The 20,556-nt window shown below is 65.6% G+C and carries 19 protein-coding genes; 11 read left to right on the top strand and 8 right to left on the bottom strand.

What is annotated here, in order from left to right:
- The first annotated feature begins 555 nt into the window (after positions 1-555).
- The 7 genes from CA982_RS16510 to CA982_RS26730 all read left to right on the top strand — a co-directional run bounded on the left by CA982_RS16510 (position 556) and on the right by CA982_RS26730 (position 8,340).
- Positions 556-1,323, top strand: a complete 768-nt coding sequence (locus CA982_RS16510) for an ATP-binding cassette domain-containing protein (RefSeq protein ID WP_244176322.1) — start codon at positions 556-558, stop codon at positions 1,321-1,323.
- A 1-nt stretch (position 1,324) separates the two neighbouring features.
- Positions 1,325-3,289: a YhgE/Pip domain-containing protein gene (locus CA982_RS16505; protein WP_086536355.1), complete on the top strand. Its 1,965-nt coding sequence runs from the start codon at positions 1,325-1,327 to the stop codon at positions 3,287-3,289.
- Positions 3,290-3,371: 82 nt separating this feature from the next.
- Complete coding sequence (gene gad / locus CA982_RS16500; RefSeq protein ID WP_086536354.1) at positions 3,372-4,784, top strand: glutamate decarboxylase; 1,413 nt, start codon at positions 3,372-3,374, stop codon at positions 4,782-4,784.
- An 83-nt stretch (positions 4,785-4,867) separates the two neighbouring features.
- A complete protein-coding gene (locus tag CA982_RS16495) occupies positions 4,868-5,533 on the top strand; it encodes a hypothetical protein (protein WP_086536353.1) in 666 nt (221 codons plus the stop codon).
- Positions 5,534-5,565: 32 nt separating this feature from the next.
- The gene (locus tag CA982_RS16490; protein ID WP_158097815.1) at positions 5,566-6,564 is read left to right on the top strand and encodes a helix-turn-helix domain-containing protein; all 999 of its coding nucleotides are present in this window, start codon (positions 5,566-5,568) and stop codon (positions 6,562-6,564) included.
- Between the two features lie 47 nt (positions 6,565-6,611).
- The gene (locus CA982_RS16485; RefSeq protein WP_144066043.1) at positions 6,612-7,607 is read left to right on the top strand and encodes an AraC family transcriptional regulator; all 996 of its coding nucleotides are present in this window, start codon (positions 6,612-6,614) and stop codon (positions 7,605-7,607) included.
- Positions 7,608-8,091: 484 nt separating this feature from the next.
- A complete protein-coding gene (locus tag CA982_RS26730; RefSeq protein ID WP_208617968.1) occupies positions 8,092-8,340 on the top strand; it encodes a thiamine pyrophosphate-dependent enzyme in 249 nt (82 codons plus the stop codon).
- A gap of 93 nt (positions 8,341-8,433) precedes the next feature.
- Here CA982_RS26730 and CA982_RS16475 read toward each other — a convergent pair whose 3' ends face one another.
- Positions 8,434-8,907 (bottom strand): hypothetical protein, encoded by a 474-nt coding sequence (locus CA982_RS16475; RefSeq protein WP_086536350.1) that lies wholly within the window; start codon positions 8,905-8,907, stop codon positions 8,434-8,436.
- Positions 8,908-9,125: 218 nt separating this feature from the next.
- Between CA982_RS16475 and CA982_RS16470 the strand changes: the two genes are divergently transcribed.
- From CA982_RS16470 to CA982_RS16460, 3 genes are read left to right on the top strand one after another with little or no spacing between them, the layout of a single operon-like run.
- The gene (locus CA982_RS16470) at positions 9,126-9,830 is read left to right on the top strand and encodes a DUF998 domain-containing protein (RefSeq protein ID WP_086536349.1); all 705 of its coding nucleotides are present in this window, start codon (positions 9,126-9,128) and stop codon (positions 9,828-9,830) included.
- 6 nt (positions 9,831-9,836) lie between these two features.
- Positions 9,837-10,205 (top strand): YciI family protein, encoded by a 369-nt coding sequence (locus CA982_RS16465; protein ID WP_086536348.1) that lies wholly within the window; start codon positions 9,837-9,839, stop codon positions 10,203-10,205.
- Entirely contained in the window at positions 10,205-11,509 is a 1,305-nt protein-coding gene (locus tag CA982_RS16460; protein ID WP_086536347.1) for an RNA polymerase sigma factor, read from the top strand. The genes CA982_RS16465 and CA982_RS16460 overlap by 1 nt, the downstream gene beginning before the upstream one ends.
- 63 nt (positions 11,510-11,572) lie before the next feature.
- Here the strand turns inward: CA982_RS16460 and CA982_RS16455 are convergent, their stop codons facing one another.
- Together CA982_RS16455 and CA982_RS16450 are read right to left on the bottom strand one after the other, a co-directional pair.
- Positions 11,573-12,496: an adenylate/guanylate cyclase domain-containing protein gene (locus CA982_RS16455; protein ID WP_086536346.1), complete on the bottom strand. Its 924-nt coding sequence runs from the start codon at positions 12,494-12,496 to the stop codon at positions 11,573-11,575.
- Positions 12,497-12,561: 65 nt separating this feature from the next.
- Entirely contained in the window at positions 12,562-13,968 is a 1,407-nt protein-coding gene (locus tag CA982_RS16450) for an MFS transporter (RefSeq protein WP_086536345.1), read from the bottom strand.
- A gap of 116 nt (positions 13,969-14,084) precedes the next feature.
- Between CA982_RS16450 and CA982_RS16445 the strand changes: the two genes are divergently transcribed.
- Positions 14,085-15,407, top strand: a complete 1,323-nt coding sequence (locus CA982_RS16445; RefSeq protein WP_086536344.1) for an FAD-dependent oxidoreductase — start codon at positions 14,085-14,087, stop codon at positions 15,405-15,407.
- Positions 15,408-15,450: 43 nt separating this feature from the next.
- On the opposite strand, the gene CA982_RS16440 is transcribed toward CA982_RS16445, so the two are convergent.
- The 5 genes from CA982_RS16440 to CA982_RS16420 are packed head-to-tail and all read right to left on the bottom strand — an operon-like array spanning position 15,451 to position 20,505.
- Positions 15,451-16,500, bottom strand: coding sequence for an alcohol dehydrogenase catalytic domain-containing protein (locus tag CA982_RS16440; protein ID WP_086536343.1), 1,050 nt, complete (start codon positions 16,498-16,500; stop codon positions 15,451-15,453).
- Between the two features lie 2 nt (positions 16,501-16,502).
- On the bottom strand, positions 16,503-17,540 hold the full coding sequence (locus CA982_RS16435; RefSeq protein ID WP_086536342.1) for an NADP-dependent oxidoreductase: 1,038 nt from the start codon (positions 17,538-17,540) through the stop codon (positions 16,503-16,505).
- 52 nt (positions 17,541-17,592) lie between these two features.
- Positions 17,593-18,660, bottom strand: coding sequence for an MBL fold metallo-hydrolase (locus tag CA982_RS16430; protein WP_244176321.1), 1,068 nt, complete (start codon positions 18,658-18,660; stop codon positions 17,593-17,595).
- The gene (locus CA982_RS16425; protein WP_086536341.1) at positions 18,657-18,992 is read right to left on the bottom strand and encodes an EthD family reductase; all 336 of its coding nucleotides are present in this window, start codon (positions 18,990-18,992) and stop codon (positions 18,657-18,659) included. The genes CA982_RS16430 and CA982_RS16425 overlap by 4 nt, the downstream gene beginning before the upstream one ends.
- Positions 18,993-19,011: 19 nt before the next feature.
- Positions 19,012-20,505 carry a class I adenylate-forming enzyme family protein gene (locus CA982_RS16420; protein WP_086536340.1) on the bottom strand — a complete coding sequence of 498 codons (1,494 nt, stop codon included), beginning with the start codon at positions 20,503-20,505 and terminating at the stop codon, positions 19,012-19,014.
- Positions 20,506-20,556 lie beyond the last annotated feature (51 nt).

Raw genomic sequence — 20,556 nt, 5'->3', positions numbered from 1 at the left:
CGCTCGGCACAAGATCGATGTTGCGTTGTCTCAAATTGCCCTGACCCACTCGGACGCTTTGATCTTTTTTTGAAACATGGTATGGATGACACCGTGCCTAGTTTAGGTGCGTCCTCGCCGACGTTGCGCACCCTGTTCGGTACGGCCAGGCAGGAGGCCGCCCGCGTGAGACATCGACTTCTTGGTCAACCAAAGCATGCAGTCTTGTTGCGCGACAGTCGAATAGTTACAGCGTTCTGACTCGGTGCGTGTGCGTGTGAACGCCTTGGGGCGGGCCATCGCAAGCGCGCTGAACCGTGAGTGAGAGCAAGCCGAACGATTCTACGATCGCGCGATTTTGCCGCCGCAAGGCGCACGCTGACGCTAGCCTCTGGCTGAAACGGACGCGGAACAACCCAGGTGATCCGTCTCAATAAATACGTTGCTCCCTCTTCTTGGCAAAGTTTCGGTGTGCACCGCTGAGAATCAAGATCCGGCGAATTCGGAAAACTAATTGGTGGGCCATCTATTCGCGATATTTCGTATCGACCAGCACGCCTGATGAAAGGGTCAACAATGCGCACGTCCGGAAATTCCGGAGCGGAGGTAACCGGGCCGATCGAGGGCGTCGACGGTTCTCACGACACCGATGAGTTCCTGCTGGTCGCCGATCAGATCGCGGTCCGTGCCTCCTGGGGCCCGATCTTCGGACCGACCGATGTAGCAATCCGTCCCGGCGGAGTCACCGTACTGGAAGGCTCGGTGGGACGAGGACGCACGGCGTTGTTGCTGACCCTCGCCGGGCGGATGACACCTACGAGCGGGAGGCTGACCGCTTTCGGCCGAACGAACGACGCCCGCAGACTCTTTGCCAATGCGGCAATCGCCGACATCGACGAGGTCGACGGCATCGACCAGACCATCCGGGTTCGTGACGTCGTAACTGAGCAGATCCGCTGGCAAGCGCCGTGGTTTAGGTGGGTGGGGCAGTCGACGCCAGAGGATCTGGAGCGGTTGTGCCGGCCGGTGTTCGGACCACTGACCCTTCCGCATCTCGATTCCTTCGTCGAAGAACTACCCGAATTGACTGGGGCGCTGTTGCGTATCGCGATGGCGAACCTGAAGCGACCACCGTTGCTCGTCACCGGCGGAGTCGATCGGATGACACGGACAAGCAACACCGACAAGCTGCTCGAGCGACTGGTGGATCTAGGCCGCGAGCAGACGGTGATAACCGCCGATGTGAACGGTGTGCACCGCGGCCTCGGCGTACGCCAAGTCCTTCGAGTCGACAACCTCACCGACGACGAGTTCGCGCGAATCGTCCAGGAAGATCGGATCTGACATGCTTGCCGCATTCTCGCCGGGCAGCGACTTCAAGCGCTACTACCGCGGCCGTATGCCCCGGCTCGCGCTGATCGTCATCATCCTCATGCCACTGATGTACGGCGCGCTCTATCTCTGGGCATTCTGGAACCCGTTCAACGCCGTCGACAAGATCCCCGTCGCCCTCGTCAACGCCGACACCGGGGCGGTCGTACAGGGCGAACCGCTCAAAGCCGGTGACCAGGTTGTTACGGGTCTGATCGACTCCAAACAGCTCGACCTCCATCCCGTCTCCGCGAAAGCGGCGCAAGAAGGTGTTGCGAACGGCACCTACTACTTCTCGATCACCCTGCCCGATGACTTCAGCGAAGCCCTGGCCTCCCCGACCAGCGGAGCTCCACGGTCGGCCGAACTGATCTTCACCTACAACGACGCCAACAACTATCTGTCGACCGTCATGGGGCAAGACGCCGCCCAGCAAGTCGTCAATCAGGTCGGAGCCCAGGTCGGAGCCCAGACCTTCGACATCGTGCTCAACGACGTCAGCCAGATGATTCCGAAGCTACGTCAGGCCCAGGCGGGTGCCAACGAACTGAACGCCGGTATGAAGACCGCCAACACCGGCGCCGGCGAACTCGCCACCAACCTCGTCACGGCACGTGACGGCAGTAAACAGCTCGCCGGCGCTCTCGACGAGCTCAACACCGTTGTGCAACGTGCCACAACCCCCTTGGTCGCGGCTCTGGACCGAGGTAGGGGTTCCGGACCGAGCGCCCAAGAACTCGCCGCGACTGCGTCTCGAGTGGGCGCCACGAGTGGATCGATCGCCGATCAGCTGGCTGAGGTGTCGTCGCGGCAGTCCCAGGCCAGTCGACTGCTGTCAGACGCGGTGACCCGCCTGCGGTCCAGCCCTGACCCCAACGTGCGTGCTGTCGCCGATGCCATGGCTCCCGCCCAATCCCTGCTGGACACTGGCGGACTGAGTCCCGGAGCGAACAACCAGCTCACCCAGCTGCGGACCGACGCAGAGGTGTTATCCGGGCAGCTGTCGAACCCCCAAAGCCCGACGCGGGTCGCGCTCAGCCTGTTCGCCGACGACGGTCTGCGCAACGACGTTGTCGCCGCCCGCTCGGCGTCGGCACAGTTGAGCACGGGAGCAGACCAACTCAGCACCGGTCTCGTGGAACTGAGCAACGGCGCCGATCAGCTGTCCGCGGGAACGGTCAAACTCGCCGCTGGAACCGAACAACTGGCGGGCGGAATCAACGACGGCGTCGCGGCCATACCCGCTTGGTCGCAGCGACAGAAGGACGAGCTGACCGCAACCTTGGCCCGCCCGGTCGCGCTCAAGGAGGACACGCTCAACGAGGCCAAGACCTTCGGCACCGGCTTCACCCCGTTCTTCTTCGGGCTCGCACTCTTTGTCGGCAGCATCATCGCCTGGATGCTGTTCACCCCGTTGCAATCTCGCCCGATCGTCCAAGGACTCAACTCATTCCGGGTGGTCTTGGCGTCGTTCGCCCCCACCTTTGCGGTGGGCTTGTTGCAGGCAACCATCCTCTATGCAGTCGTGGTCTTCGCGATCGGCCTGCGACCGGTGTACCCCATCGCCACCTACGGTTTCATGCTGTTGATGGTCGCGATGTTCCTGGCGATGATCCAAATGTTCAACGCGCTCTTCGGTCCCGCGGTCGGCCGGGTGGTCACCCTGGCTTTCCTGATGATCATGCTCACCTCCGCCGGAGGTATCTATCCCGTGCCGACCACCACGAAACCATTCCAATACATCCACTGGGTAGACCCGATGACATACACCGTCAACGGGCTACGCCAACTGACCGTCGGGGGCGTCGATCATCGCCTGTGGATCGCTGTCGCAGTGGTCACCGGTCTCACCGCGGTATTCCTCGCTGTCTCCACCTGGGCGGCGCGGCGCAACCGCCAATACAACATGGACCGGCTCTATCCGCCTGTCGAGGTCTAGGCAGAGGTGTTCCGGTACCACCCGCGTGCAGCCGACAGTCCCAGCAGACATCCGTCACCAGTCCACTTCTGAGGAGGAACAGATGAGTACCACCGCCCGCTCCAACGCTCGAACCACCACCAACGCCACCGATTCGCTCTCGATCAACCCGGTCTTCGTCAGACCAGGGGAGTCGACTGAGCTGCCGAAGTTCCAGATACCGGACGGGATGAGCCTTCCTGAGACGGCCTACCAGATCGTCCACGATGAGGCGATGCTCGACGGCAACGCCCGGTTGAACCTGGCTACCTTCGTCACCACCTGGATGGATGACGAAGCGCGTCAGCTCTACAGCGAGACCTATGACAAGAACATGATCGACAAAGACGAGTACCCGCAGACAGCGGCGATCGAGGACCGGTGCTGGAAGATCCTCGCCGACCTGTGGAACGTCCCCGATGTGAACTCGTCGATCGGGACCTCGACCATCGGATCGTCAGAGGCCGCCATGCTCGGTGGGCTGGCCCTCAAGCGGCATTGGCAAGCGCGCCGCAAAGCGGAGGGCAAATCAATAGAGGCTCCGAACCTCGTTCTGTCCACCGCAGTCCAGGTGTGCTGGGAGAAGTTCCTCAACTACTTCGAGGTCGAGCCCAGGTGGGTTCCGGTCACCGAGGACCACATCGTCTTCGACGGTCACGACCTGGAGAAGTACGTCGATGAGAACACCATCGGGGTCGTGGCCATCATGGGTGTCACCTACAACGGATTGTACGAGCCCGTGAAACAGATCTCGGAAAAGCTCGACGAGATCCAGGCGTCGACCGGACTGGACGTGAAGATCCACGTCGATGGCGCATCGGGGGCGATGATCGCCCCATTCTGTCAACCGGACCTGGAGTGGGACTTCCGGGTACCGCGCGTGGTGTCGATCAACACCTCCGGACACAAGTATGGCCTGGTCTACCCCGGGCTGGGCTGGATCATCTGGCGCGACACCGAGTCCCTGCCGGAGAGCATGGTGTTCCACTGCAGCTACCTCGGGGGTGACATGCCCACACTCGCGCTCAACTTCTCGCGTCCGGGCGCGCAGGTTCTGTTGCAGTACTACAACTTCCTGCGTCTCGGCCGGGAAGGCTACCGTCAGATCCAACAGAGTTCACTGGATGTCGCGCAGTATCTGTCCGGAAAGATCGCCGAGGTCGGCCCGTTCGAGCTGGTCAGCAGGGGCGACACCATCCCGGTCTTCGCGTGGCGCCTCAAGGACGGTCACACCGACCGTTGGACACTGTTCGATCTCTCCGACCGCCTCCGGATGAAGGGGTGGCTCGTGCCCGCATACCCGATGGCCGACAACCTCGCATCAATGACCCTGCAACGCATCGTCGTCCGGGCAGGGTTGAGCCACGATCTGGCGACAGCATTGCTCCGGGACATCGAGGCTGAAGTCGAGTTCCTTGACAGTCTCGACGCCCCGATGCCACGCATAGCTGTCGCGGGATCGCATTTCCATCACTGACACTGCGTCGTGCCGGGACAGCGAAACTGTCCCGGCACGACAACGTGCACGAGGCTTGCCCCCAAGGTGAGGACGCACAACACATGAGCATCGCAGCCGAGCCACAACAGTGGCGCACTACGCTTTTGACACCGACACTGAACAAACAGTGCTGGGGCTTCGTCATCGGCTCGGCCCTGTTCGCGCTGGGATCTGCACCCGGTTTCGGTACCTGGGCAGGCGCGTCGACCGCGAACCTCTGCTACTTCATGGGCGCCTGGTTCTTCACCGCCGCGGGACTGATCCAACTGCTACGCTGCGGTGCCGCCACCGTCTCGGTCGGCTACGGCTCGGGCACGATGGTGCGCGCCGAGTGGCTAGCAGCTTCGACACAGTCAGCGGGCACCGTGATGTTCAATGTGAGCACGTCCTCAGCGCTGCTGGCCCACAACGCGGGCGCTGAAGACCACTTCGTGTGGTTTCCCGACGCAGCCGGCTCGGTGGCTTTCCTCATCAGCGGCCTTGCCGCGGTCATCGCGTACACCCGCACCGACCGCTGGTGGAATCCGGGCAGCGTCGACTGGTGGTCAACGCAGATCAACTGGATCGGCTGCGTGGCGTTCGCCGTATCCGCAGTCGGCGCGTACGTCCTGGCCGACGGCAACAGTGTCGACAACACTCTCGCCAACACCGGCACGTTCATCGGCGCCCTGTGTTTCATGACAGCCTCGTTGATCGTCGCGCCGGTCTGGACTCGACGTACACCATGACCCCCTCTCCGCCACCTGACGCCATCTCATCGTTGTTCTCAGACATCGACGTCGAGCGATGGTACGCACGTATCGGTGCTTTCGCCCCAGTCGGCCAGCGACCCACCTACCATGTCTATCGAGCAGGGCAGGCAGGCGCTGCCCATTATCGGCCGGCCCTGGAGCTGTCCGGTCTGCACGGTGTCGAGGATTTCGCCGAAATCATGTTCTCACGGTCACTCTCGTTGATCTTGGCGTTTGCGGCCCTGCGGCGTCCATATGTGGCTGTCCGCAACGACACAGAAAATGCAGTGAGGGGAACTCATCACACCTTCGTGTGGACGCAATCGTTGCCGGCGTCCGGCACGATCATCAACGGTGACAAGTCGACAACTTACCGAGGAAACGACTTCCTCGGTGTCCTCGACACCTCCACCGAATTCACCCACACGACTTTGGCTATGAGCGACCCAGTGGGCGTGCGAATCCCGACCGCCCTGCTCACCGACGGCGTCCAAGGGATCGAGCCATTCGTCGCGGAGAGCCCTCTGGCGCGGTCCGCCGCTGCATTCCTGCGCAACTTCGCCCAGGAAGTCGCTGTCCGCGGCGCCGACACGGAGCCCGAAGCAGAACTCGCCGTCATCGACGTCATCAAATGCGCGCTTACCCTCTCGGACAACACGAGTCGGTCATCAACAAACAGTGCACACGCCATCCAAGACGCCACTCGGGCGTTGATCGAACAGAACTATCGGGATCCTGCATTCACCACCGACACCGTCGCCCGCGAACTCCACCTCAGTCGCCGACAGTTGTACCGGATGTTCGCCGACGTCGCCGAATCTCCAGCCGCCATGATCGCTCGACGACGACTCGACAGGGCCAAGACGTTACTCGAATCTTCCTCCACCATCAGCATTGACCGGGTTGCCGAAGCATCGGGATTCACCTCAGGTGCAGTGCTTCGCAACCACTTCCGCGCACAGTTCGGCATGACACCGAATCAATTTCGCAAGATCAACCACGCAGCGCCGACCGGCGGCCGCGAGTGATCCGCACACCAAAGCGCGGCGCGGGCTCCGAAGGCCTCGACCAGCGCGTGATCAACGACTGGTTCGCCCGATGGGGGGTGAACAATCCCAGTGATCTAACACCACCCACACGGTTTGTCGGTCGAGCCGGTCTGGCCGCCTACTCGGCGGCTTTCAGCTCGGTCACCGCAGAGCGCCCCGAAGCCTACGAATCCCTGACCTATCACCGAGAACTGTCGATGATGATGGCGCACTGCGAGTTGCATACCCCGCGGCGCACCGAACTCACTGCTGCCAAGATACGTTCCCATCCAATGGAACTGGTGATCGTGGCGTCGCACGTACTCGAGGGCAGTCTACGAATTGCGCAGTATGGCCGAAAGATGACCTATACCGAGGGACAACTCGTAGTCCTCGCGCTCGACAGCCCGTTCGTCAATGTCGTCGACTCGGTGGCCGACTCGGCAATGTTGCTCATCCCCAAGCGACTGCTCGGGCTGGGAACCGACATCGGGCGCACTCCTGAACTGCCGATAGCTGCCGACTCGCTCGTATCCCGGTCGACTGCACAATTCGTGCGTCGCTTCGCCTGTGATGCGGCGGTGCTGGGCCGTGACGTGACCCCTGACATGGAACTGTCAGCGATCAGGACGATCCGGGAAGCAATCGGCCTGCACAGCTATGACGAACGCCGGCCGCATCGGGAAAGCCCCGGCGTTCGCGAAGCCGCAATCGAGCTCATCGAACAGCACTATCGTGATCCGATGTTCTCCGCCGACGCCATCGCGTCGATGTTGCACATCAGCCGACGCCATCTCTACCGACACTTCGCCCAAGCCCAGAACTCGCCGGCCCAGCTCCTCAAACGTCGGCGTCTGGCTCAGGCAATGGAATTGCTCGCCTGCACAACAGAATTGTCCCTCGACGACATCGCGCGCCAATCCGGGTTCATCTCCGCAAACACCCTGCGTGCCAGATTGCGAGCCGAGACCGGACTGAGCCCCATCGAATTCCGCGCATCACGGCAAGCGGATCGCCGCGACGACCTCGAGGGCTCAAAGTGATTGGTCTGGCAACGACATCGGCGTCCAGGCGGTGCTGACCGCCGATGCTCACACTGACAGCCCGTCTTCGCACGGCAGTTGCCACTCGCTCGGAACTCACGATTCGACCTTCAAAAGCATCGGCTAGCGCCGCACCCGTCAGCCGAGGCACAACCGGCTGATCCGACGGACGATGAGACACCCACTCCGCGACAGCTCTTCCGTGTGCTGCGCTCCGCCTCGCCAGACGACACAATCGTCGTCCAGGAGCCGCCGTCGAATATCGCTGACCTCCACTCCGAATGGGAACTCACTCTGCCGGACAGCTGTTACGCGATGGCCAGCGGTGCCCTCGGCTGGGATCTACCCGCTGCGGTGGGTGTGGCGTTTGCCCGAACGTGACATGGGCCGAAACCGTCCGGTCGTCGCCGTCATCGGGGACGGTGCACTGCAGTTCTCTTCCCAAGCTCTCTACACCGCCGTCCGCCAATAGCTACCGCTCGTCGTGATCGTGCCCAACAATCACGAGTATGGAATCCTCGAAGCGTTCGCCACTTTTCAGAAGAATCCTGGCGTTCCGGGTCTCGACCTGCCCGGCTTGAAACCACACCTACTGGCGCAAGGGTATGGCGCTACGGGCCTCGTGGCCTCAACAGCTGCGCAGGTGCGCTGCGCACTCGCGGAAGCGTGGGATCGACCCGGCCCCACGGTGATCGAAGTTCCGATAAACGCGGCAACACCACCTCTGGTGTAGCGTGGTCGACCCCACGTGACGCCGGCCTTCAGACCGTGACGCTGATCGTCGCGGTCAGGAACTCAAACAATACGGCTCCGTCGCGGCGGCCGGCTACTGCCTGGTCATCGTGCTCGTATAGCCACCGCCGCCCGGGTACACCCAATCGCCGGTCATCTCACGGTCGCCATCGATGAAGGTGCCGCGAAAGTACGCAGGGCTGCCCTGAGCTCCGGCCCAGATCGTGAGGATGTCTCCGTCGAGTTCGTAGACGTAGTCGAAGGTGTTGCCCAGCGAGTCGTAGAAGCGTGAGGAGATCTCCTCGCCGACGGGCTCGCCGAACGGGTGCAGATGTCCGATGACCTCGAACCCGGTGACGGTCTCCCCGTACTGTTCCAGATTGACGTGCTGGATGAGGAAGTGCCCGCCGGGCATCCACTCATACCGCACTGTGCCTTCGGCGCCGCCGGTCACCACCCAGGTCCCGACCAGTCGGTCGAGCGCACGCAAGTGGTCACTGGGCTGAAACAGTCCGCCCTGTCCGGAGTCGCCCGCGTCAACCGGCTGGGTGTTCGTGTGGTCGGTCATGATGTGCTCCTGATCTGATCAGTGCGACCACCGTGTTGGTCGCTCCCACCGATACCTCGGAGCGACGGTGGGGTTCTCGACACGGGATTCGGTAGATCAGCGAAGAAGTTCGTTTTGTAATCGTCTGCTCGAATGTCGAAAACGCAGGTTCGGTTCCGTGGTGTCTGTGTGCGTCGCCCGCACCGGGGCGACGACGCGTCCAGAACCAGGAGGAAATCATGTTCACCCACCACACGATGCAGGCAGCGCCGACACTCAACGCTGCCACGTTTCGCTCACGGACCCGCCGGTTGCTGATCGTCGCGGCACTCGCGGGCCCGTTTTTCTACGTCTCATCCCTCGTTCAGGCGCTCGCCCGGGAGGGGTTCGACATACGTGCCCATCCCCTCAGTCAGCTCGCCACCGGCGAGGCCGGTTGGGTCCAGCAGGTCACGTTCGTCGTGGCCGGATGTGGCGCCGCCGCCCTTGCTGTGGCGCACCATCGCATCATCACGGAGGGTGCTCGGTGGCGGCTCGCCCCGGTCTTCATCGGCACATTTGGTGCCGCATTCGCGATTGCCGGACTCTTCCCGATGGACCCGCAGAACGGCTTTCCGGCCGGCGCGCCAGCAGGCGCCGTGGCGATGTCCTGGCACTCGATCGTGCACTCATCCGCGGCCGCGGTCTCGTTCCTCGCCCTCGCGGGCGCGTGCATCACCCTGCTCATCCGCGCGGTCCGCCGCAAGCGGGTGTGGGCCTCCATCGGCAACGGGGCCGTCGCGCTGATACTGCTGCTGCCGGTGTCGCCTACCGACGGGAGCATCCAGATCGCCGTCACCGGACTTATAGCGTTCTCGTGGGTCACCGTGACCGCGCTGCGCCTCGGCCGCGGCCTCGCGACTACGTCTACCTTGAAAGCCGAACTCGAAATCCGAGAGGATTAGTGCACGATGAAGTTTCTATTGCTCAGTTACACTCCCGCCGAGTCCTGGGACGCTACTACCGCCGATACGCCCAGTCAGGAAGCGCTTGACGCTTTCGCCGCCTATCAGAGGTTCGAAGCCGAGCTTCGCGCGACTGGTGAGTTCGTGTTGAGCGAGGGATTGGGGCATCCGGCCGTCTCAACAGTCGTGCAGAAGTCCGATGCGGGCATCGTCGCCACGGACGGACCCTTCGCCGAGTTGAAGGAGGTGCTAGCGAGCTTCGCCATCATCGATGTCTCCGGCCTCGAACGCGCCCGAGACATCGTCGCCCGCATGGTCGACGCTCTCGGCGAGCCGATGGAGATCCGACCGATCATGGGCGACGACTTCGCCTGATGCACCCTCCCGCCGCCGCCACCGTGAGGGCCGAAACCCGGCGTTTCGAGCAGGTCCTACGGAGCGAGACACCGCACGCCCTCGGTGCGCTGGTGCGACGATTTGGCCGATTCGAACTCGCCGAAGACGCCGTTCAGGAAGCGCTCATCGCCGCCACCCGCGAGTGGCCCACTACGGGGGTGCCCGACGATCCGCGCAGCTGGCTGATCCGCGTCGGGTACCGCAAGATGATTGACCTTCTGCGCTCGGAACAGGCCTCACGTCGACGTGAGGTGGATGCCGCCTACGCCGATCCGGTGCTGATCGACCCAGCCCAGCCCGGGCCCGCAGTCCTCGATCACGACGACAGCCTGCACCTGCTGCTGCTGTGCTGCCACCCCGCCCTGAGCGAGGTCTCTCGGGTTGCACTCACGTTGCGTGCTGTTGGAGGCCTGTCCACCGGCGAAATCGCCCGCGCCTACGGCACCACCGAGACCACGATGGGGACCCGGATCAGCCGCGCCAAGCAGACCCTCAAGAAAGTCGGCGCACGCTTCGAGATCCGCGACGACGAAGACCGCGCGGGTCGAACCGCGGCGGCGATGCAGGTCCTCTATCTGATCTTCAACGAGGGCTACACCGCGACCGCCGGCGCCCGGCTCACCCGCACCGACCTCACCGCCGAGGCGATGCGGCTGACACGGATGCTCCACAAGCTGCTCCCCGATGAGGTCGAGGTCTCGGGCCTGCTGGCGCTCATGCTGCTGATCGATGCACGGCACCCCGCCCGCACCGACCGTGAGCACGATCTCGTTCCTATGGACGAACAGGATCGCACCAGGTGGGATGACCGGCTCATTGCCGAGGGACTGTCGCTGATCGAATCGGCGTGGGCTCGGGAGCACGTCGGACCGTACCAACTCCAGGCCGCCATCGCCGCCACCCACGTGCAGGCCGCGAGGGCGGAGGACACCGACTGGCCGCAGATCGCCGCCCTCTACCTGTGGCTTGAGCGTCTACAACCCACCGCACCGGTCCGCCTGAGCCGCGCGGTCGCCGTCGCGCAGGCCTTCGGGCCCCGCCGCGGCCTCGCCGTGCTCGAGCAGCTCGACCGTGATCACGGGTTGACCAACAATCCTCTGGTCGCGCAACGCGCCCACGCTGTCCGTGCGCACCTGCTGGACCGGCTCGGCGACCACGCGAGGGCCGATGAGTACTTCCGCGCAGCGGCGGAACTCACCGACAACGAGACGGAACGACGCTACCTGCTGCGACGTGCAGGCCGACGCGGACCCCGATCCACCACCGAGAACGGCGGCGGTTGAGCGATGCCGGGCGCGTCGAGTCACGCTGCGCTCGAGCGGTGTACGTAGGACGGTGACTATGCCTCAGTCCCCGAGCGGCCCGTCGCGGTGGGCTTCCAGCACGCGGGCCTTGAGGTGCTTGTATCCCCGGACGCGTAGTGTCGGTATCGATTTGAGGTAGAAGCGGTCGTCACCGCCGAGCTGGTCGGCGATCGCGTCGTCGATGAGTGTGGTTCCGGGACGGGCGGATCCGGCGAGGCGCGAGGCGATGTTCACCGGCTCGCCGAAGACGTCTCCGAGTCGGGCGAGGACGGAACCGCGCGCCATGCCGACCCGCAACGGCGGAAGACTGTCGTCCGTGGAGAGCTGATGGATCTCGAGCGCGGCACTCGCGGCGGCGGGGGCGTCGTCGAAGGTGAACATCACCGCGTCGCCGAGGGTCTTGATGACCCGCCCACCATGATCAACGACCACGTCGAAGGTGTCGTCCTCGAATGAACCGAGCAAGGACTCCAGGTCATTCAGATCGATGCGCCGGGAAAGGCTTGTGTAGCCGACGATGTCGGCGAAGCCGACGATCAGGTCGATCTCCTCGTCGTCGGAGTGATCGGTGTGACGCTCGATCGCCTGCGCCATGTGCCGACGCCAGATGAGTTGCTGGATCTGGCCGAGCGCAACACTCATCTGGTCGAAGTCCCACGGCACCGCGGGGTCGTCGACGATGTCACGCAGCAGGTCGGCTTCCCACTCCGCGAGCCGGGACATCGTCTGTCCGATGGCCCGGGCCATCGCGATCTGGCTGGTCTCCGGCATCGCCGACGAGGAGGATGCGAACATGCGCAGGGCGGCGAGATCCCGATCGGTGAAAACCTTGTCCGAGGACGGCTGACGCACGAAACCGAATGCATTCCAGGCCTTCTCGGCGAAATCAGCGGACAGTCCGAGTTCGGCGACCAGTTCGTCGCGAGTGTAGCGGGGGCGGTCCCGCGCTTCCGAGGCGTCGTTCATCCGATCCGAGTCCCATCTCCGGCGTCGGCTCAGCATAGCGGCAGACGGGCCGCCCGACCCGCTCCTCACCGAGAAGGGGCGACCGCCGCAGCCGCTGCGGACAGGGCGACTGCGACGCCGATCATGACGAACCCGAGCGTGTATCCGACGTCCGACGGTGCGCCGGGGGCGTCACCGCCGACGGTGACCAGGCTGGCCATGAGCGCGGCACCCACCGCGCCGCCGACTGTTCGGATGTTGACGTTCATCCCACTGACGGCACCCGTCTGGTCCGGCGGGACAGCGGCGATCACCAGGTTGGAGACCGCGGAGAAGGCCAGTCCCAGGCCGACACCGACGATCGTGCACCAGACATAGATCAGGCCGGCCGTGGTGTGTGCGGCCGCGAGGGCCAGGTAGCCGACAGATGCGACGAGGGAGCCGACGATCAGGAGGAGCCGGGCGCCGAATCGTCGGGTCAGGCGACCGGCGAACAGTCCCAGCACGAACATCCCGGCCGAGATGGGCATGATCATCAGGCCGGCGACCGTGCTCGACGCGCCGACACCGAACCCGTCCGTCTCCGGGGACTGGAGGAACTGCGGTAACGCGGTGAACGCGGCGAACATCCCGACCCCGAGGAGGAAGGACGACAGGTTGCCCGCCCACACGGTCGGCTCCCGCATGATCCGGACATCGATGAGGGGCAGCGTGCTTCGGAGTTCGACGGCGAGCCACAGTCCGAAGAGCAGAATCGCCACGGCGATCAGCCCGGCGAACGGCCACGACGCCCACCCGCTCGTGGGCGCCCGGCTGATGGCGATCAGCAGCGTGAGGAGCCAGCCTGCGAGAACGACCGCGGCGGGCCAGTTCACCCGCGCGCCCGACGAGCGTGTGGCGTCCGGTGCGACCACCATCGCCGCACAGACCGCCGCCAGCGTGATCACCACAAACGGCAGGCCGAACAGCCACCTGACGCCGAACGTCGACTCGATGGGCCCCGCGACGACGATCCCCATCCCGAAACCGACCGCGATCAGTGCGGCTATCGACCCGATCGCACCTGCCACCCGCGCCGGAGGGAAGACGTCGCGCACGATGCCGAACGCGGCGGGCAACAGACCACCGGCGACTCCCTGGAGCACGCGCGAGACGATCATGACCGCGAGTGTGGTGGCGAATGCCGCCATCACAGTGCTGAGCGCGAGGACCACGAGGCACCAGACGAACACTCTCTTGCGGCCGAACAGGTCCCCGCACCGTCCGATGATCGGGGTGCACACCGATGCCGACAGCAGGAACGAGGTGAGGACCCACGTGATGCCGACCGAGTCGGTGCCCAACTCCTGCTGAAGTGCGGGTAGCACCGGAATCACCACCGACTGCAGCATCGCCATCGACGAAACGGCCACCGCGAGAACGAGGAATGTCGGACGGTGAGAGTGACGGACCCCGTCGAGGGGGAGTCCCGGCGCGACCTTGCCGTCGGACACGATCCACCCCTTTCGACAACATAGTGAAGTGAACTCAGTTAAGGTTCTGGGTACGCGCCGAGTCAAGGGGCGGACATGGGCAGAAGCCGCGAACGGTTTCCGAGCGAGGAGAAGACATGACAGACAACGGCGTCGACCTTCTCGTGATCGGCGCGGGCATGGCCGGTTGCACCGCGGCGGCCAGGGCTGCGACCCAGGGCCTGTCGGTGTGCCTGGTCGACGTCGCCGACGATGTGGGCGGGTCCGCCCGGTACGCGGGTTACGTGTGGACGATGCCCGACCACGAGGTGATGGCCGAGCAGAACCCGGATGGTGACCCGGTGTTGCGCCGGCGATTGGTCGACGGCTTCGGTCCCGCCGTCCACTGGCTACGTGAGTTCGGTGCCGATGTCGGTCCCGCGCAGCGGATTCTGAGTTACGGCCGCGGCCATCGGTTCGACACCAACCAGTATGTCGACCTGTGCCGGAAGACGGTGGCGGATCACGGTGGCGAGATCCTGCTGGGCACGGACACCGAGGAGTTGTCGATGTCGGCGGGCGCGGTCGTCGGTGCCGTCGTCCGGCCCGCGGGTGAGTCGACCCGCGAGATCCGGGCGAGGCACACGCTCATCGCCACCGGTGGGTTCCAGGCCGACCCCGAACTCCGCGCGCGCCATCTCCATCCGTCGGCACGGGGGATCGCCCTCCGATCGAACCCGCACAGCCGGGGTGGCGGGCATCGTCTCGCGACCGCGGCCGGTGCCGCTCTCGGCCCTGCCGGGGCGGGCTTCTACGGCCACCTCATCCCCAGCGAGATCTCCTTCACCGATGGGGATTACGTCCAACTCGCCCTCTACTACAGCGAACACGCACTGCTGTTCAATCTCGAGAACAAGCGCTTCACCGACGAGTCGCTCGCCGACCACCTGACGACGATGGAGTTGCTCGCGCAACCGGAGGCGCGCGGTCTGCTGATCGGCGACGCGCGAGTCCACCGCGACTGGATGACGACGGCGTATGTCGAAGGTGCGATCGCTCCCGACAAGTTCGCGCTGGCGAGCAAACGAGGTGGCCGCGTCGGGGTCGCGGAATCCCTCGACGAACTGCAGTACCTCCCGGAGGAATGGGGCTATGACGGCGCGGTCATCGCCGCCGAGATCGAGTCGTACAACGCGAGGGTGCGCGACGGCTCTCCGCCGGTCCCGCGTGCCCTGGACCCGATGCCGCTGGACGAGCCGCCCTACTACGTCATCGAGACCGTTCCCGCGGTCACCTTCCCGTTCGTCGGCCTCCGGACCGACGAGAAGGCCCGCGTGACATCCGAATCCGGCGACCCGATTCCCGGACTGCTGGCCGCCGGGTCGGACACCGGGGGTCTCTGGTACCGCGCCTACGGTGGCGGATTGGCGACGGCGCTGGTCTACGGTCTCGCCGCGGCCGACACCGCTGCTTCGGCCTAGCCGTCACGGGCGGGGAGTCGCGAGCCGCATACTCCCCGAGTGGTCATCCGTTCGGACGGACCACGGCCCGGCCGGCGACCTCGCCGCGCCGTAGCAGTTCGTAGGCCCTCGGCACATCCTCGAGCGTGAATTCGACCGTCTCCGCGGACATCCGGCCGGCGGCGGCGAGCTCGACGACCGCCGTCAGGTCCGACCTCGTGCCCCAGAACGGTGCACCCACCTGCCATCCCTGGGCGAGCCCGAGGTCTTTGCCGACGAGCACACGGCCACCTGCGGTCCCGACCACCACCAGGCGCCCGCCGGGACCGAGAAGTCCCAGCGAGGTCTCCACCGTCGACGGTGCACCGGCGAAGTCGATGACGATGTCGGCGCCGCCGAGACCGCGTGCAACCGAATGGGCCTCGTCGACCGACGGGTGTGCGGAGATGCAACCCAGCGCCGACGCGAGGTCGCGTGCGTCCGGACGCTGATCGACGGCTATCACCGTGGAGACGCCCAGTGCCGCAAGGATCTGCACGGCCATGTGGCCGAGTCCGCCGACGCCGATCACGACCGCGACGGTCGACTCGTCCACAACGTCCAGGTTCATCCGGATGGCGTGGAAGGCCGTCAACCCGGCGTCGGCGAGGGGAGCGGCGAGCCCCGGGTCGAGGTCGCCGGTCGGGACGAGGACCTCATCCGACGGCACGAGCAGCTTCTCGGCGAGTCCACCATGGTGACCCAGGCCGTTCCCGATACGCGGCAGGGGTTCGCCCGGGATCCGCGCCAGACGCAGACAGTAGTTCTCGCGTCCGCGAACACAATTGCGGCATTGCCGGCACGCCCAGATGCCGTGCACCACCACGCGCCTGCCGAGCCAGGACGCGTCCGCCGACGGCCCGACCCCGACGACCGTGCCGGCGGCCTCGTGGCCGAGGGTCAGTGGGAGCGGGTAGTCGAAAATGCCGGCGGCGGTGTCCATCACGTGGATGTCCGACAGGCACAGTCCCGCCGCGTCGACGCGCAGGACCAATTCGGCGCCGGTGGGTTCGGGGTCGTCGATGTGCCGGATTTCCGGCGGCTTTCCCCACTCCACGAGCTGAACGGCGCGCATGATCAGTTCCTCTCGTCGAGCGTCACGAGGGTCTTGCCGAGGTGATCGCCGTGCAGCATCGCGATCATGGCTTCCGGCGCGGCGGTGAGGCCGTCGAAGACCCTCTCGTCGAACCGTATCCTTCCGGCGGACAGATGATCGCCGAGTTCCTCCTGCATCGCCGGGGTGAGGTGGTTGAACGAACCGGCCCGGTATCCCTCCATGCGAATGCTCTTGGCCACCAGTTGGAACAGGTTGTGGGGGCCGGGAACCGGGGCCCCGGCGTCGTAACCGGAGATGGCGCCGCACACGGCGATCCGGCCGCCGGTCCGCATCGCGTCGAGTGCGGCGGTCAGATGGCCGCCACCGACGCTGTCGAAGTAGGCGGTGATGCCCGCCGGCGCAGACTCGGCGAGTGACTCGGCCAGGGGCTGCGCGCGATGGTCGAACGCCGCGTCGAGACCGAGGTGGGAGAGCAGATGCTCCACCTTCGGCGGGCTGCCCGCCGAGCCGATGACGGTGGCACCGCGCTGACGGGCCAGCTGCGCGACCAGGCTGCCCACCGCCCCCGCGGCCGCGGACACCCAGACCGTGTCCTCGGCGTCCACGTCGAGGATCACGGTCACCCCGACGTATGCGGTGAGGCCGGAACTGCCGAGGGGGCCCAGGAACCAGCGGTCGGGGAAGCCGTTCGGCTCGATCCGGGTGGGGGCGCCGTAGCCGCCGAGGGTGGCGGCGTCGCCGCCGAGGATCGCGAGGTCGCGATACCCCTGTGTGTGCGAGACCAGCTCGCCCACTGTGAAATCGGGGGACCGGGACTCGACGACCTCGCCGAGGGCGAGACCCGCCAGCGGCTCGCCGATGGCCAACGGCGGGAGATACCCGTCCGGAGTCCGGGCTTCCAGCCGGATGCGTAGCGACGGGTCGATGGACAGCCAGGTGTTGCGGACCAGGACCTCGCCATCGGCGAGCGTGCGCACCGGTGTCTCGATGATCTCGAAGTCGTCGGCGCGCAGCGCGCCCTCCGGCCGGCGTGCCAGACACAACTGTCGGTTGGCCATGATCTCCTGCGTTCTCCTACGGTGAGCTGTGGCGTCCGGACGTCGAGTCCGGTCAGTGTGGGGTCGGGCTCCCGCTGCGGTGTGAGCCGGCGACGCTGAAGTACTCCACCCCGTCGCGCGCATCGACGCGTACATCGGCGCGACCCACCAGCACATCGAGGTGCGCCATCGTCTCGCACACGGCGATCAGCTGATTGAACGTGTCGAGGGCGTGGAGGGAGCGATTGTGGCGGGTCCACGGCAACCCCTGTGCCACCGCATGTCCCGACAGTGGTCGTTCTCGGCCGGTGAGCAGATCGACGATCTGGGAGAACCGGTGCTCATGATGAGCGAGGAGGGCTTCTGCGCGTGCGCCGATCTGGCCGCCGACGGCGCCATGGGCGGGCGCGATGGTGTGGCCACGATCGTCGACGAGCAGTTCGAGGGACCGGAGGAACTTCGCGAGGGGCATCTCCCACTCGCCGAGCTCGAACCCGATCGACGGCGTGATCGTCGGCAGGATGTGATCACCGGTGAAGGACAACCGGTGATCGTGATCGTGGAAGACGATGTGGCCCTTGGTGTGACCCGGGGTGTGGACCGCTTCGATACGTCGTCCGGGAAGGGGGAGGAGACCGGGCTCGAGCCAACCGTCGGGGTGCTCCCAGTCGTCGATCGAGAAGGGCTCGGCGATCGTCAGCGCGTAAACCGTGTCGGCCAACTCGCGCGCCCCGGCACGCCGCACCTCTCGCAGTGACGATTCCGGGACGTTGCTGTCGACGCGGGCGATCTCGGCCAGGCCGGGGGCTTCGGCCGCACCCAGGTGGACTCGACATCCGTATCGCCGCCGAAGCTCGACCGCGAACGTGTAGTGGTCACGGTGGATGTGGGTCACGAAGACGTCGTGGATGTCGGCCGGGGTGTGCCCGATGGTCGCCAGGGCCTCGGTGAGTTCTCGGTGGGTGTCCGGCCGGTGCCATCCGCCGTCGATGAGCGCGATTCCCGAATCGGTCTCGAGCACATAGACATTGACTGCCCGCAGGCCGTCCTGCGGAAGGGTCAGCGGAATTCGGTGGACACCGTCGACGACGGGGTGACAGCCCGGCTCGAGCCACGTCGTCGGGGAACTCCCGACGGTCACGGCGTCGGTTCGGTCAGCGGCACCATGGTCATCTCGTCGCCGTACCAGATCATCCGGCGCCCGCGCATGGTGCCGACGTGGGCGACCGCTGCCTTCCATTCCGGACTCGCGAGCGCGGCGTCGAGTGCTTCTCGCGACGAGAAGCTGAGCACCGACAGACCGTCCCAGCCCGAGGATTTCTCGTCGATGCCCTCGACGATCTCGGTGTGCTGCCACCGGAGCAGACCCGGCAGCGGATAGGTGACGTCGGCATGCTCGCCGCGCCACCACTCGATGAACTGGTCGTGGGTCCAGTCGCTGGGACGCGAGGCCAGGACCATCAGGTTGAACATGGGTGCTCCTCTTCGGGTTTCACACGGATTGGCCGGCGAGCCGGGTGGCCAGCGCGATGGCGTCGGGCCGCGAGAGCTTCCCGACGCGATTCTGCGGGAGGTCCTCGACGGCGAACACGTACTCGGGCCACTTGAACTTCGGGAAACCGGACCGGTCGAGCTGGTCGGTGACCGATGCCAGCGTCATCTCGGCCCCGCCGGCGACGACGAGCGCCGCGGCGCGTTCGCCGAGCATGTCGTCGGGCACGGGGACGACGCAGACCTGCACCACACCCGGGATGCTCGCAATGGCGCTCTCGACCTCGTTGATGTCGATGTTGCGTCCGCCGCGGATGATGATCTGTTTCTGCCGTCCCATGACCTGGATGAAACCGTCGTCGGAGACCTCGACGAGATCCCCCGTCGGCAGGAATCCGTCCTGGGTCAGCTCGGGCGGGTGCGGCTTGCCCTCGCGGGCGTAACCGACGAACAACGACGGCCCCCGAACCTGCGCATCACCGATCTGCCCGGCGGGCAAGGTGGCGCCCGAGGCGTCGACAGCGCGGACCACGGTGCCGGGAAAAGGCTTGCCGTCCTTGCCGAGCCGGCGTTCGGGCGGATCGGTGGGCAGAGGGGTCGTGTGGCCGAGGCACTCCGACATCCCGAACACGCGGAGGAACGTGGTGCCCAGCGTCTGCTCGGCTTCGGAGAGTGCGCGGACGTTCATGGGTCCACCGCCGACGGTCATGGCCCGCAACGCGGTCAGTGGCACATCGGAACCGTCGGCGATGGACAACTGCAGCGCCATGGTCGGCACGAGCATCGTCCAGGCGACGTCGTGGTCACGCATCGCGGCCAGCGCGCCGGACGGAGTCCACCGGTCGATACAGACCATCGTGCCGCCGAGGAACGCCGGGAGGTACATGCCGAAGCAGAACGCGGCGACCGAGGACAACGGTACGAACGCCCCGATCGCGTCACCGGCTCGCAGGCCGACGGCGTCGATGGTGCTCTGTGCCGCGTACCGGATCGCGTCCTCGGACTGCACAACGCATTTCGGTCGTCCGGTGGAACCTGAGGTCATCGCGATGGCGGTCCCGCCCGACCAGCGGTCGATGGGCCCGAACTCCGGCCGCGCGAGTACCGTGCGCGACGCCCCGCTGGACAGCCGCCGGCTGAAACGTCCGTCGTCGGCGCCCCAGTGCGCGAGTACGTCGTCGTCGGCGAGGACGGCGTCGGGCGCGATGTCCTCGACCGCGAGATCGAACTCCGATGCCGTCGCGTGCGGACTCAGCACGGCGACGAGTCCGCCGCGCAGGCCGACACCGATCGCACCGGCCAGGGTGTGCCACGTGTTGTCCGCCTGGACGATCACGGTGGGGGCGGCCGCATCATGTGCCGCGAGTGCATCGGCGATCGACCGGGCGCAGTCGACGACGTCGCCGAGCCGGTGCTCCCCGAACCGGTCGATGACCGCGACCTGGTCCGGCGCCGTGGCGGCCCGGCCGATCAGTTCTGTTGCCAGTGTCTTCATCCCACCTCATCTCCGAACATCTCCAACGTAACTCCTCGGCGGATGACCGGA

It is taken from the genome of Gordonia lacunae (genome assembly GCF_002149015.1).
Classification (GTDB): domain Bacteria; phylum Actinomycetota; class Actinomycetes; order Mycobacteriales; family Mycobacteriaceae; genus Gordonia; species Gordonia lacunae.
This window is presented reverse-complemented; position numbering and strand designations above follow the sequence as displayed.

What these genes read in the sequence shown, in the direction of transcription:
- CA982_RS16455 (WP_086536346.1), bottom strand. Translation starts at nt 12,496, where the DNA reads ATGAACGACGCCTCGGAAGCGCGGGACCGCCCCCGCTACACTCGCGAC.
- gad (WP_086536354.1), top strand. Translation starts at nt 3,372, where the DNA reads ATGAGTACCACCGCCCGCTCCAACGCTCGAACCACCACCAACGCCACC.
- CA982_RS16440 (WP_086536343.1), bottom strand. Translation starts at nt 16,500, where the DNA reads ATGCGCGCCGTTCAGCTCGTGGAGTGGGGAAAGCCGCCGGAAATCCGG.
- CA982_RS16420 (WP_086536340.1), bottom strand. Translation starts at nt 20,505, where the DNA reads ATGAAGACACTGGCAACAGAACTGATCGGCCGGGCCGCCACGGCGCCG.
- CA982_RS16510 (WP_244176322.1), top strand. Translation starts at nt 556, where the DNA reads ATGCGCACGTCCGGAAATTCCGGAGCGGAGGTAACCGGGCCGATCGAG.
- CA982_RS16425 (WP_086536341.1), bottom strand. Translation starts at nt 18,992, where the DNA reads ATGTTCAACCTGATGGTCCTGGCCTCGCGTCCCAGCGACTGGACCCAC.
- CA982_RS16460 (WP_086536347.1), top strand. Translation starts at nt 10,205, where the DNA reads ATGCACCCTCCCGCCGCCGCCACCGTGAGGGCCGAAACCCGGCGTTTC.
- CA982_RS16445 (WP_086536344.1), top strand. Translation starts at nt 14,085, where the DNA reads ATGACAGACAACGGCGTCGACCTTCTCGTGATCGGCGCGGGCATGGCC.
- CA982_RS16435 (WP_086536342.1), bottom strand. Translation starts at nt 17,540, where the DNA reads ATGGCCAACCGACAGTTGTGTCTGGCACGCCGGCCGGAGGGCGCGCTG.
- CA982_RS16505 (WP_086536355.1), top strand. Translation starts at nt 1,325, where the DNA reads ATGCTTGCCGCATTCTCGCCGGGCAGCGACTTCAAGCGCTACTACCGC.
- CA982_RS16465 (WP_086536348.1), top strand. Translation starts at nt 9,837, where the DNA reads ATGAAGTTTCTATTGCTCAGTTACACTCCCGCCGAGTCCTGGGACGCT.
- CA982_RS16495 (WP_086536353.1), top strand. Translation starts at nt 4,868, where the DNA reads ATGAGCATCGCAGCCGAGCCACAACAGTGGCGCACTACGCTTTTGACA.
- CA982_RS16470 (WP_086536349.1), top strand. Translation starts at nt 9,126, where the DNA reads ATGTTCACCCACCACACGATGCAGGCAGCGCCGACACTCAACGCTGCC.
- CA982_RS16475 (WP_086536350.1), bottom strand. Translation starts at nt 8,907, where the DNA reads ATGACCGACCACACGAACACCCAGCCGGTTGACGCGGGCGACTCCGGA.